13 protein-coding genes are annotated in these 12,760 nt (G+C 57.6%); 4 read left to right on the forward strand and 9 right to left on the reverse strand.

Going from position 1 to position 12,760, the window contains the following annotated elements; all coding sequences use genetic code 11:
- Positions 1-26 precede the first annotated feature (26 nt).
- The 5 genes from CH92_RS09955 to CH92_RS09975 all read right to left on the reverse strand — a co-directional run bounded on the left by CH92_RS09955 (position 27) and on the right by CH92_RS09975 (position 4,391).
- On the reverse strand, positions 27-689 hold the full coding sequence (locus tag CH92_RS09955) for an RraA family protein (RefSeq protein ID WP_025241629.1): 663 nt from the start codon (positions 687-689) through the stop codon (positions 27-29).
- 152 nt (positions 690-841) lie between these two features.
- A complete protein-coding gene (locus CH92_RS09960; RefSeq protein ID WP_025241630.1) occupies positions 842-2,137 on the reverse strand; it encodes a TRAP transporter large permease in 1,296 nt (431 codons plus the stop codon).
- 2 nt (positions 2,138-2,139) lie between these two features.
- Positions 2,140-2,631, reverse strand: coding sequence for a TRAP transporter small permease (locus tag CH92_RS09965; protein ID WP_025241631.1), 492 nt, complete (start codon positions 2,629-2,631; stop codon positions 2,140-2,142).
- Positions 2,632-2,635: 4 nt separating this feature from the next.
- Complete coding sequence (gene dctP / locus CH92_RS09970; protein ID WP_025241632.1) at positions 2,636-3,646, reverse strand: TRAP transporter substrate-binding protein DctP; 1,011 nt, start codon at positions 3,644-3,646, stop codon at positions 2,636-2,638.
- Positions 3,647-3,740: 94 nt separating this feature from the next.
- A complete protein-coding gene (locus CH92_RS09975) occupies positions 3,741-4,391 on the reverse strand; it encodes a 4-carboxy-4-hydroxy-2-oxoadipate aldolase/oxaloacetate decarboxylase (RefSeq protein WP_200869650.1) in 651 nt (216 codons plus the stop codon).
- 87 nt (positions 4,392-4,478) lie between these two features.
- Between CH92_RS09975 and CH92_RS09980 the strand changes: the two genes are divergently transcribed.
- Entirely contained in the window at positions 4,479-5,375 is an 897-nt protein-coding gene (locus tag CH92_RS09980; RefSeq protein ID WP_025241634.1) for a LysR family transcriptional regulator, read from the forward strand.
- Between the two features lie 184 nt (positions 5,376-5,559).
- Here the strand turns inward: CH92_RS09980 and CH92_RS09985 are convergent, their stop codons facing one another.
- Entirely contained in the window at positions 5,560-6,990 is a 1,431-nt protein-coding gene (locus CH92_RS09985; protein WP_025241635.1) for a coniferyl aldehyde dehydrogenase, read from the reverse strand.
- A gap of 124 nt (positions 6,991-7,114) precedes the next feature.
- Between CH92_RS09985 and CH92_RS09990 the strand changes: the two genes are divergently transcribed.
- Complete coding sequence (locus tag CH92_RS09990) at positions 7,115-7,543, forward strand: MerR family transcriptional regulator (protein ID WP_038622952.1); 429 nt, start codon at positions 7,115-7,117, stop codon at positions 7,541-7,543.
- A gap of 136 nt (positions 7,544-7,679) precedes the next feature.
- Here CH92_RS09990 and CH92_RS09995 read toward each other — a convergent pair whose 3' ends face one another.
- A complete protein-coding gene (locus CH92_RS09995) occupies positions 7,680-8,300 on the reverse strand; it encodes a hypothetical protein (RefSeq protein ID WP_025241636.1) in 621 nt (206 codons plus the stop codon).
- Between the two features lie 466 nt (positions 8,301-8,766).
- On the opposite strand from CH92_RS09995, the gene CH92_RS10000 reads away from it, so the two are divergent.
- Positions 8,767-9,999 carry an NADH:flavin oxidoreductase/NADH oxidase family protein gene (locus CH92_RS10000; RefSeq protein ID WP_025241637.1) on the forward strand — a complete coding sequence of 411 codons (1,233 nt, stop codon included), beginning with the start codon at positions 8,767-8,769 and terminating at the stop codon, positions 9,997-9,999.
- Between the two features lie 499 nt (positions 10,000-10,498).
- Here the strand turns inward: CH92_RS10000 and CH92_RS10005 are convergent, their stop codons facing one another.
- Complete coding sequence (locus CH92_RS10005; RefSeq protein WP_025241638.1) at positions 10,499-11,236, reverse strand: siderophore-interacting protein; 738 nt, start codon at positions 11,234-11,236, stop codon at positions 10,499-10,501.
- A gap of 56 nt (positions 11,237-11,292) precedes the next feature.
- Between CH92_RS10005 and CH92_RS10010 the strand changes: the two genes are divergently transcribed.
- Complete coding sequence (locus CH92_RS10010; protein ID WP_025241639.1) at positions 11,293-11,748, forward strand: MarR family winged helix-turn-helix transcriptional regulator; 456 nt, start codon at positions 11,293-11,295, stop codon at positions 11,746-11,748.
- 150 nt (positions 11,749-11,898) lie between these two features.
- Here CH92_RS10010 and CH92_RS10015 read toward each other — a convergent pair whose 3' ends face one another.
- Complete coding sequence (locus tag CH92_RS10015) at positions 11,899-12,744, reverse strand: alpha/beta fold hydrolase (RefSeq protein ID WP_025241640.1); 846 nt, start codon at positions 12,742-12,744, stop codon at positions 11,899-11,901.
- Between the last annotated feature and the right edge of the window lie 16 nt (positions 12,745-12,760).

Raw genomic sequence — 12,760 nt, forward strand, 5'->3', positions numbered from 1 at the left:
CCTTTGCTCCAGCGCCTACTTCCGAGTTATTCCTTTCGCTGCAGTTCGTGATAACCCATAAGCTTGCGTGCCTGCGATAGAGTTTGACCCTGACTTAGATGCATGCGAATTTCTGTCTCAACTGCCTCAATTTTACGGGCGAGTTCAGCGACTTTTCGAGCATATTCACGAGGGACTACTAGCGCTCCGTTTGCGTCCGCCACGACGATATCGCGAGGCACAACACGTGCTGAGCCGATTGAAACAGGTACATTAACTGCTTCAACTTGTACCCGGTCCTTCCCAGTACGCATGAAACGGCCGCGCGTAAACAGCGGATAATCTTCGCCCAGCGCACGGTTTACGTCCCGGCAAACACCGTCGATGAGCGTGCCAGCGATCCGCCGGGCTACGGCATATTCAGTCATGATGTCGCCCCACACCGTACAGTCCGTACGCCCATCGTTGTCGATTACCACGACATCGCCAGCGGCCACATCATCAATAAAATCTCCAACAGTGCCAGGGGGCGTACTGGCGGAAACGTATTTCACAGTGAAAGCCGGTCCGACAAGCAACTTGTCGTAGTTAGCCAGGGGCGCAATGTTCATGCATTGGCCCGACAGTCCCAGTTTGTCCATGGCATCGGATACCGAAGGGGTATCGAGCCCGTCGAACAGCGCAACCAGTTCTTTATCTTCTGCATTCATGGCGCACTTCCTCTCTAACGCTGTGGCACAACGGCGACGGCGGCAGTATCAAGTTAATCAAGGTTGTTTTACTCGGCTTCTGGTTAGGGCAGGCGCATTAGGGGCTGCCTGACGTTAATTCCGGAAGCTTGGATACAAGACGGTCCATTGCATTACGCGCCGTAAAACAGGTTGGGCAGATAGGTGATGACTTCTGGAAACAGGACAAACAATAGAATCAGGCAGAGCTCGCACAGAACGAAGGGAAGAACGCCTGCAAAGCCTTCGGATATCTTCCCGTCCACCGCAGCAGAGGCCACGAAAACATTCATGCCAACCGGCGGGGTGATCAGGCCTATCTCGACCATCTTCGTTACGACGATGCCGAACCAGACGGGATCAAAGCCGTTGTTCATCATTAGCGGAAAGCCAAGAGGCAGCGTAATGACGAGAATCGACACCGGATCGAGAAATGCGCCCAGCACCAGATAGACCAGAAGCACGACGACCAGCAGCACATGCCTGTTTAACCCGAGCGCTTCGATCCAGCCGATCAGGTCCTGGATGACCTGCGTCGAGGACAGGAAGTAGCCGTAGATCGCGGCCGCCACTACGATGGCAAAGATCATGCTGCTGGTTTTGATTGCCCGAATGAAGGCCTCCTTGGCAGAAGTCCTATTCAGGCCACCGACGAGGAAACCGATCACGAGTGCGCCCGCTGCTCCCAAGGCACCTGCCTCCGATGCGGTGACGACACCGCCGTAGATTCCGCCGAGTACCAGCATGATCAGCAGCAAGGCTGGATAGACGCGCCTCAGCGAGCGAAGACGCTCTTTCAAGTCGTGCTTGGGTGGGGACTTGGGCGCGATGGTCTTGTCGGTTCGTACCCAGATCGCAATGACTGCGATGAAGCAACCCGCGGTCAGCAGCCCCGGAACGACCCCGGCGAGGAACAGCTTACCGATCGAGGTCTCGGTCAGGATGCCGTACAGGATCAGGATGATGCTGGGCGGAATCATGACCGCGAGCGTGCCGGCCGCCGACACGACGCCCAGGCTCAGCTTGTCCTTGTAGCCGTACTGCCGCATCTCCGGCACGGCAATGGCGCTCATGGTGGCAGCCGCCGCCGGGCTTGATCCCATGAGCGCTGCGATCAGGGCGCTGGCAATGGTCGTGGCAAATGCCAGGCCGCCCTTGAGGTGAGAGAAGAACCGGTCGCCGGCCTGGAAGATGTCCCTGACGATGGTGCCGGCGGCCAATAGCTCCGCCATGAGGATAAACATCGGTATGGTCGACAAGACGAAGTCAGAGCCGGTGGCATAGGGTGCCGATTTAAGGATGCCTAGGAGTGGGGCGAAACCCAGCGAAAAGAACAACCCGACCGCGCCGGCAATCAGCAGCGAGAAGGCAATGGGTACGCCGAACAGGATCAAACCCACCAATAACAGTGTGATAAGTGCAGCCAGCATGCTCAGCGCCCCTTTGAATTGACGACTTGAAGAACCAGACGCAGCGCGAGCAAACCAAACCCGATGGGTACGATCATTCGCGATAGGCCGGTTGGCCAGGGGACTTCTCCGCCGGTAACGCGCCAGTCCATGATGTGCTGCCAAGCCATGGGGAACGCCGCATAGGCGGCCAATCCGGCAATAACGGCAGTCAGCAGGAGCGAAACACGCTTAATTACGGTGGACAAACCGACGGGCAGTCGATTTTCCAGCAACTCCACGGCTACGTTTCCGCCCAGCTTCTGGGTGTTGGCCAGGGCGAGGAAGAAAATCGTCGGCATCAGGTAGAGTTCGGAGAAGTGATAAACGTCCGGCAGCGTGACCTTGATGACGTAACGGGTCAACGCGTCGATCGTGACCAGCGCCATCATCACAAACAGCGCAAGCGATGACAGCGCGACCGTCACTTTTTCAAGGCGGGTCAATAACCGATCTAGGGCAGAAAGAATGGCCATGACTCTACTTCGTCTCGGACAGCGCTTGCTTCCAGGCCTTCAGCGTCTCGCTACCGGCCAACCTGCGATTTTCGAGGCGGCTCGCCCAGTCCTCCGCGACGACCGACATCCGCTCGTTCCACACGTCTAGCTGTTTTTGGTCAATGGCGTAGGTGTTAACGCCTTTTGCGGCGAAAGCCTTGGCGATTTCGCCTTCGTTGGCGTCCATCCACGTGGCGAAGTTATCCGCTGCGAGTTGCCCGGCTTCCAGGAGGCTCTGCTGTTGCTCCGCTGAGAGCTCGTCGAACTGATCTTTGTTCATGGCGTAGACGAACGCGAACGACCCAAATGAGCCGTTGGTACTCGCCGCATCGATCACTTCGAGCAGTTTGTAGGAGTTCAGAGAACTGTAGGAATTGAGGGTCGCGTCGACAGTACCTCGCTGGAATGCTGAATACATGTCGGGCCCACCCATGGGGATAGCGACCGCCCCAAGTTGGGAAGCAGCCAGTTCCAGAATACCGCCGGGCGTTCTCAGCCGTATTGCCTTGAAATCGCCGTCGGACTTGATTGGCCCCTTTGCAGAAGCTACCTGATAGGGCGGCAACACCGCACCAAAAAGTGGTACCACATTCTCTTCGGCAAATTCGGCGCGGATGCCGTCGTCTTCAAGCAGTGTGTTGAAAGCCCGAGTGCCACGGACGGACGTTTCGAACAGGCCGGGCAACTCCGCGACGCCCGCAAGCGGCAACCGGGACGAGTAAGACGACATCGGGATATAAGCAACCGAGGCGACACCATCGCGGGTGGCGTCGAGTAGCTCCGTGAGCTTACCTAGCTGGCCGGAAGTGAAATGGTCGAACTGGATTTCTCCACTCGATAACTCCGTGACTTTTTCCATCCAGAAGTCACCGGCATGCACGGCGACGTAGTGGCCTACCGGGAATGCATCTACGACACTGAGTTTGGTTTCGGCCAGCGCGGGCAATGCGCAAAAGGCAGTGGCGGCAGCGAGGTGGCTGATCAGCTTTTTCATGTTTGGCTTCCTCTAGCGTAGTTATTTTTGTGCGTCGAGTTAGAAGGTGCGAAGCGTGACGACCGGGGTACGCGGTTGGTTGACTTCTTTTTTGCTATCGCAGATTGAGTCGTTCAAGGGTTTCTCGGAGATCAAGCAGGTCACTGGTGGTAGCGCCTTCCCGAATCTGCTCTCTGAAGTAAGCTTCCTTGTCTTCCCGCTGCTGGCTTTTAAGGAGCACGTCGTCGATTTCGTTCCGAGCCACGACAACGACACCATCACGATCGCCGACCACAATGTCGCCCGGGTTGATCAGGACGTCACCAAAGCACACCGGTACGTTAAGGAGGCCGGGCTGATTCTTGCCCGTGCCCTTGATACTCAGGCCACGACAAAACACGGGGAATACGGCATTCACGATGGCTTCGGCATCTCGTACCGCGCCGTTGATGATCAGGCCGGCAACGCCTTGTTTGAGTGCCTGCTCAGTCAACACGTCGCCCCACGGCCCGGCCTCGACGAAGCCCTTTGCATCGACTACCAGCACATCGCCCGCTTTGATATGGAGCAAGGCGTAATGAAGCATGAGGTTATCTCCGGGCCGGATGTCCACAGTGAAAGCCGGTCCGGCAACCCTCATATTCATATCAAGCGGTTTGATACCACTGTCCAGCGCGCCCTTGGCGCCCTGGGCTTCGTAGATCGTCGCGCTACCTAGCTGACGCAATGTGGCGCTCGTTGTTTTTGAAATTGGCGGATAGTCCACTTTTGAGCTCCCGTTGAGAGAGGACCCAGATTCTTATAATGTTTACCTGACTACAACTTTCGATTATTGAGCCTAGGTTCAAAAAAAATGAACTTGCGTCAGATCCGCTATTTTTGTGAGGTTGTCACCGCCGGAACTGCAGCGCGTGCTGCCGAGAGGTTATTTGTCGCGCCTACCGCCATCAGCATGCAGTTGACCCAGCTTGAGCAACACCTGGGTGGTGAGTTGTTCGATCGATCGCGGCGTCCCATGGAGCTCACTGCGTTGGGCAAATTCTTCTATCCCCGGGCGAAAGAATTGCTGACGCATGCCGAGCGCCTGGACGATGAGGTGAGGGGGGTTGCGACGGGCAGTTGGGGTTGGCTGGCGATTGGCTTCACTCGCTCAGCGATCTTTTCCTTGCTGCCAACGGCCATAAGAAATTTTCGCGAGCAGTCGCCTGACGTTCATGTAGACCTGGTCGAGACGCTCTCTGAATACCAGGCAGAACAACTCCGTCAGCATCGAATCGACCTGGGTATATCGCGCTTTATCGGCCCATTCGAGCGAGCCCCCGATATGCACTACGAAGTCATTCTCGAGGAGCCGTTCGTGGCTGCGCTGCCAGTAGGACATCGGCTGGCGAAGCAGGCATCAGTGTCAATCGAAGAGTTCACGTCGCTGCCCTTCATCCTCTATCCCAAAGATTCACGTAGTCCCTTCGGACGGCAGATGTTTTCGCTGCTGCAAGACGTCGGGGGTTCCCCTGTTGTGGCCTACGAGGCCGTCGAGATCCATACCGCTCTTGCCCTTGTAGGCGCGGGGCTGGGCGGAACCATCGTCGGCCGCTCGATCGCTGAAAACAGCCGGAGCGACGTAGCATGCTTACCCATCGGTGACCAAGCCATCGGTACCTTGGTGGTCGCGGTGACCCGCAAGGATGAGGACAGCCGAATGCTGGAATCATTTCTGACCATGTTGCGGGACGTGGCGCGTCCTCTCTAAGAGCTTGTAGCAGCCCCGGCCTGCCGTTTCGCCTAATAGTGCGCCACTAGAATAAGCCCCCGGATCCAACGCCTCGCATCCGTTCATGATGCCGGCCCGATGAGGCTTTTTGCTGACGTTGCTGCGAGCTGGTACAGGAAGAATCGTAGCGCTGCTAGCCATTCTTTTACCCAGGCATAGGCTGTCAGCGCCGGAGCATCATTCTGATCAGCCTCTCAAAGAGTGGCCCATAGGGCGGATAAAGAAGCGGGAACGCTGGGACAGAAAACTGCTTGAAGATCGGGCGTAGTTTGGAGAATTCAACGAAGCCTTCATAACCGTGATAGTGCCCCATGCCACTTGCACCGACGCCGCCGAACGGTAAGTCATGCTGGGCGACATGCAGCCCACAATCGTTGATGCCCACTCCACCGGATTGCGTGAGGGAAACGACCCGGTCCTGGACGTGGTGTTGGTTTGTGAACAGGTAAAGGGCCAGAGGGTGGTCCCGGTCATTGATGTAGCCCAGTACCTCGTCCAGCGTGCGATAGGTCCTGATTGGGAGAATCGGGCCGAAGATCTCCTCTTGCATCAGGCGCATTCCATCGGTGGCATTCAGCACCAGCACAGGGGCAATCTTGCGGGCCGTGTCATCGTTGATGCTGCCGGGCAAGAGGTTGATGATCTGAGCGCCCTTGTCTGCGGCATTATCGAGATAACCCATCAGCCGTTCGTAGGAAGGCTGGTCGATCATCGAGGTGTAGTCATTGACGAGCAGGGAAGGGTAACGCGCCGGCACGATTGCCCGGCAATGCTGCACGAAGGCATCCAGCTGGGATTCATGGATGAACAGGTAATCCGGTGCGACACATGTCTGCCCGGCGTTCACGGTTTTCATCTGCAGAATCCGCGCGGCTGCCGTTTTGAGGTCGTAGTCCTCGGCGACAATCACTGGAGATTTGCCGCCCAGTTCCAGTGTCACTGGAGTCAGGTTGTCCGCCGCGGCCCTCATTACCCGGCGACCGGTGTCGGCCGACCCGGTAAAGATCAGGTGATCGAATGGCATGCTGGAAAAGACCGAGCCACTGACGTCAGGGATAACAGCCAGCGTTCGCTCGTCAAAGCTTTGCGCGACAAGGCGTTGTAACAGCGCGCAGAGATTGCGGGAGTTCGCCGCCATTTTCACCATGCAGCGATTACCTGCTGCCAATGCGCTGGTGACCGGCCCCATTACTAGAAATAGCGGATAGTTCCATGGTGCAACTACCCCTACGACGCCCTTTGGCTGTGGTATTACCGAGTTGCGGGCGCCGAAAAACCAGATAGAACCCGACCTGTTTTGCGGCTTCATCCACTTCGCCAGGCGCTTGCGGCCGTCTCGAATGCCGTCGACCGAGAGGAACAGTTCCAGCAACTTGGTTTCCTGATGAGAGCGGTTGCCGAAGTCTTGGCTAATCGCCTCGCAGATGGCGTCCTGGTTGTCTAGCAGCAGCCGCTCCAGACGCTTGAGGTTTGCGCGGCGGTCTACCAGGGTAGGGACAGGGTTCTGACGATGAGCCGCGCGTTGCAGCCCAAAGATGCGCAACGCCTCGGCTTCGCTATCTACGGCAGGATTTAAATGAGCTGCTACGTTCATCGCTGTGTTTCTCCTGATATGACCTCAGAGTGAACCCTGCCAATGGCGGTCAAGCGGATTGGAAAGGCTCCGACTGTAGAGTTAAAGTAAACTTTAATGTCAATGCCTTTCGAGAGTGTGGGATATGAAAATCGGTGAACTGGCGAAGCTCAGCGGTCTGGCGGCTTCGCGCATCCGCTTTTATGAGTCGAGCGGCTTGATCAAGTCGGTGGAGCGCAAGGCAAACGGCTACCGTGATTATGGCCCCGAGGCGGTGTGGATCCTGGAGATCATCACCGGCGCCCAGAATGCCGGCTTTTCGCTGGAGGAAATTCGCAACCTGCTGCCGGTAAGCGCCGATGCCTGGCGGCATGACGAGCTCCTGGAGAGCCTCAAGCGCAAGGTGTCCGAAATCGAAGTCCTGCAGAAGCGTCTGGAGCAGAACAAGGCGCAACTGCTGGTCGTCATCGAAGGCATCGAAACCAAACCCGAAGGCATGCACTGCGCGGAGAATACGCAGCGGCTGCTGCACCGCTTTCGCGAGGACGGCAAAGAGGAAAAGGCGACGGTCTAGAGCCCGACCCAGACGTGAAATGCGTCTGCCATGCCCTATAGGCGCAGGCAAGCATTTCTGGCAAAGCTCTCTGACAAAACATCTCTGGTAAGAAGTCAGGCCGTGACGGCCTGAATTTTTTAGAATCCGTATGGATTTAGTCGCGCTTCAGCATGGCCTTCAAGGGCTCGGGTGCATATAGGGCGCTCTGGAATTCCGGTACGTATTCGTACTTCATCATTTTTCCGAGATCCAGCGACTCGAGGTAGGCGGACAGACTTCCATCGCTTAGCTTGAGCTTCACCGAGTCTTCATTCGAGCTGGATGCATGGCTTTGTTGACGCGAAACCGCGTACCCATAGGCTAACTCCCCATCGCGACCCATATTGGTGAAGCTGTTGGTGACCATCTCGATGTCATTCGAGAGGTCGCTGAGTTTTTCGCCTTCGAATGTGACGTCAACTTTTCCTGTCCCCTTGTCGATGAGTTCAAAGACGACCGCCTTGTCCGTTTCCCTGAAATTGATGCCGGTCAGCCACTTCGGCAAGTCGCTAAACCAGCTCAGGTCGATGGTCGGATCTTCGGCGGCAATCACCGACAGCGGTGGATTCGACTCATAGCGGTCATATAGTCCTCCTGCCGCCACGCTCACTTCACGACCGGCAAGTTTGGTCTTGCCGTCGAGCTGCGCGGCCTCAAGGGAGCCCGCCGCCCATGAGGATGCTGCAATCGCACTCAAGAGCACGCCCGTGATTACCGCACTAGTTCCGACTTTCATGCTCTTCTGTCTCCGCTTGCGCTATGGCTGATACATGCGACCAGAAACCCAGGTTTCTGCATCGCTCTGGCACATCTCGAGAGGCCAGAAGCGCGCACCCTAACGTTTAACTAAACTTCAAGGTCAAGCTGGCCTGCATAACTTTTCCAGGGTTCTGATCATTGCGATTCATGCCAGCCATAAGCGCCCGAGAAAGGCAGTGCTCAAAGCAGGTGATGCGTTGCTGCGATAGCTATCCGGAGGTGCCCATGACGTATTCAGCCGATCACCCGAGGTCGCGGCCCCGGCGCAACGGCCTGACCGCGAGTCGGGCCTGACAGTCTCGTTGAGGAACCGGCGGCTCACATCACTTTGGATGACCAAAGGGTTTCCGCTTGGCCCAGGTAACGTCGTAATTAACGGGGTCTTGACATTAAAGTTAGCTTTAATCTTAAGGTCGGCTCATCATTACAAGAGGTAGTTCTGCATGGGCATTTTCAACGAGCTGACCCTCCCCAACGGTTCCAGAATTCCGAACCGCATCGCCAAGGCTGCTATGGAAGAGAGCATGGCCGACTACGATCAAGCGCCGTCCGAGGAGCTGATGCGTCTGTACCTGACTTGGGCGGATGGAGGGGCTGGCCTGATTATTACAGGCAACGTAATGGTCGACCGCCGCGCTATGACGGGACCGGGTGGCGTGGTGCTCGAAGATGACCGGCAGCTTGAGCGGTTCAAGCGCTGGGCCCGGATCGGTCGCTCCAACGGGGCGCAGTTCTGGCTGCAGATCAATCATCCTGGCCGCCAGATGCAGGCCAATCTGGGCCAGAAGACTTGGGCACCGTCTGCGGTACCGCTGGATCTGGGCAAGATGTCTAAGCACTTCGATACGCCCTATGAAATGACGCCGGAAGTCATCGACGAAGTGATCCAGCGTTTCGCCCGCACCGCCCGGCTCGGCGAGCTGGCCGGATTTACTGGCGTGGAAATCCACGCGGCCCATGGCTATCTCCTGAGCCAGTTTCTGTCACCGCTTGCCAATCAGCGAACGGATGAGTGGGGTGGCTCTCTGGAGAACCGGGCCCGCCTTCTGCTGCAGATCGTCAAAGCCGTGCGGGCCGAGGTCTCCCCGAATTTCTCGGTCGCCGTCAAACTGAACTCTGCGGACTTTCAGCGCGGTGGTTTCAGTGCTGAGGATGCTGAACAGGTGGTGAGCCTGCTCAACGGCCAGGACGTCGATTTGGTCGAACTTTCGGGCGGAAGCTATGAAGTCCCCGCCATGCAGGGCGAAGCCCGCGACGGTCGCACGCTTGCGCGAGAAGCCTATTTCCTGGAATTCGCACGCGATATCCAAAAGGTTGCGAAGATGCCGGTAATGGTCACAGGAGGCATCCGCCGTCGACCCGTAGCCGAGCAGGTGATCGAGAGTGGTGTCGACATGGTCGGGATCGGAACGGCTTTAGCCATCGATCCGGCCTTGCCGCGGGATTGGCGTCTCGGCAAAGACAGCGCCCCGCAGCTGCCTCCCATAACCTGGAAGAACAAGGCCCTGGCATCGCTAGCCAACATGGCGGTGGTCAAGTTTCAGTTGGGCAAGCTCAGCCTGAACAAGACGCCTAATCCAAAGGTATCTCCCTGGCGAGCGCTGATCGTGCAGCAGATCGCCAACGCCTCGCCTACTCGCCAATACCGCCGATGGATGGCGCAACGCACGCATTGACCGAATGCGAGGCATTCTGAGTAGTGCACCACTGCTTAAGCGTCTACTTTTGAGCCATGTTGTGACCTTTAGTACACGGCCTTGTCCACTGACTTAGTGGTCCGTTAAGCACAGTGAGCGCGAGCGTGGCAGCGCCATCGAGTCGTTGCAGTCTCGATAGCGTTGTGAACAGCGATTGGTGCTCAATCAGATAGCGCAATCTGCGGGTCGCCCTTCATATCGCGTGGATTTATTGGCGTTGTGGGTCAGTGACGGAACAGTGGTCCGGATCTGCTCGTCGAGTCTCGGCTGCTGCTGGCCCAGGGCGCGTGGTCGCCAGCGCTTCGTCGCCTCGGGTAACGCTAGCGGCTATCCCAAAGAGCAACCCGTCGCTCAGATTACTGCTGTTGACAGCAGAGAGGGCAGGACTACCTCACCGGTATCTCGGCAGACCTGATCAAGATTGCGGGTTACTACGTCGGGCTGTTTTACGAGGCGATCGAATAGAAGGGAAGCGCTGTTATTCGGTCAGCTCTTCGTGAAAATCAGAGGACCCTTGCCGCCAATACGCCGCTACGCGCATGGCGCTGGTCGGGTGCTGTTTTTCATGGACCAGCACTTGGCGCACCGCTTTCATCGCGCTCGCCTCGCCCGCGCCCCAGGCAAAGCCATCACCGGCAGGTAGGACCAGCGCGCTGACCGCCGGGGCTAGCGCATCGGCATGCTCGACCCACTGTACCTGCACCTGGGCGGCACTGGAGAGAGGAGGCCGGTCATTGGCCTTGGCCACGGCGATCACTAGCACATGGGCGTCAGCCGGGAGTTCTTCGAGGCGCCGCGCGATGGCCGGCATGGCGCTGTCATCGCCGACCAGCAGGTGCCAGTCGTAATCCATTGGCACGATACGCGAACCGCGCGGTCCGCCAATTACTGCCTTTTGACCTGGCTTTGCCGCCCGAGCCCAGGCGCAGGCCTTGCCGCTGCCATGCAGGGCGAACTCAAGCATCAGCTCACGCTTGTCACGGTCGAATGCCCGCGGGGTATAGTCCCGGCGCACTGACTCGCCGTCGCCATCCTCGAAGATGAATTTGATGTGGTCGTCGAAACCGGCCGACTCGAAGTCGGCTAGCTCCTCGCCGCGAAAGGTGATGCGTGCGAAAGAACGACCCAGGGGTTCGACCCGGATTACTTCCACTTCTCGGCGGCGCAGCTCGTAGCGCACGCGCTGTATATGATGGCGAGTTTCCAAGGAAGACATATGCTGTACCCATTATCGAATTGGTTGATAACAGCAACCATATTAGGAGTTAAAAGTTGACTAAGTCAACCAACGATTCGCGCCTGGCGGAAGAGGTATTTGAGTCGATCCATTCGCTGATGCATCTCTACCGCTCGCAGCAGTACCGAGCGTTGCGTGACGGCCCGCACGATCTGACGCACATGGAGAACAAGGTGCTGGCCTTCTTCGCACGGCATCCGGGGGCAACGTCCAGTGATCTGGTGCAGCACGCCGGCCGGGACAAGGCCCAGGTTGCACGGCTGATCAAAGGGTTACGCGACAAAGGCTTGCTCGAAGGCGAGGCCGACAGCGCCGATCGGCGCAGTGTCCGCCTGCGCCTCACGGAGGCGGCGCGTGTCGTGCACGAGTCGCTGCAGCAGCAGACGCGCTACCTCAATAACTTGGCCATCGACGGTATCGACGATACGGAATGCCGCCAGTTGGTCGAGCTGCTGGAGCGTGTCAGGGCCAACCTCACGGATGCATCCTGACGAGGATGACACCATGAACAACCGCATCGAGTACCGCCACCTGCAGTGGGGGTATCGCGCCAAGGGAGTCTGGCGGGTGCCGCGGGTGCTTTGCCAAGAGCCTTAGGCTTAATCGATAGTCAACCCGGAAGACAGGCGCTTGCTGCGGATTCAACCTGCGATAAACGCAGCGATATGGGTCGCACTTGCTTCGGGATACTGATTTTGCGGGGCATGCCCTGAGCTGGGATACGTCACAAGGTGCAGTGTGGGCAGGATGCGATTGAGCACATACCAATTTTCCACAGGACATACGATGTCATGATCGCCGCCAACATGAAGTACAGGAATCGTCGAGTTCTCGAGAGCCTCTAGCGCTGCCGGCAGGGGAAACATAGGATTTTTGGGTCCGTCGCCCAGTTGTTGTGCCGCCCATTCGTAAGGCACAGGCTCGCAGCGTCCATCGATGCGGGCGTCCACTCGTGCAGCTGAACGAGCAGCGGCCTCACGGCTGCTTGCTGAAGTCGGTTCGAAGAACAGTGCGACAAAATCTTCAAAATCGTTGTCGCGGGCGGCCAATTGGTAAAACAGCGGCTCGCTTGTCATGACCAGGTTTCCGGGGGGAGTGGTTCCGATGAGCACCAGATGGCTGAGCAGGCCCGGCGCAAGCAGGTGCGCAATTTGAGCCGCGACGCCTCCGATCGACCAGCCACCGAGAACGACTTTGGCTAGCTCCATTGCGCCGATGAAATCAATGATGTCTTTGGCTAGAGAAGCCGGATCATAGGAAGGCTGGCCAGTAGAAAGGCCGAGCCCGCTATAGTCGAAAATGTGAACCTTGAAGCCTTGCATGGCGAGCGCATCGAGGAAGGCGGGATCCCAATCATCCATGGTCCCTCTGAATCGCAAGGCCAAGACCATTGGCTTTCCATCGCCAATGACGCGATAAGCCAGGCGACGCCCTTCGACATCTATGAACTGATTTGCAACTTCCGAGGCGGATTGATAAGCGGACATGATCCTTGGCTCTCCA

Source organism: Stutzerimonas stutzeri (genome assembly GCF_000590475.1).
Classification (GTDB): domain Bacteria; phylum Pseudomonadota; class Gammaproteobacteria; order Pseudomonadales; family Pseudomonadaceae; genus Stutzerimonas; species Stutzerimonas stutzeri_D.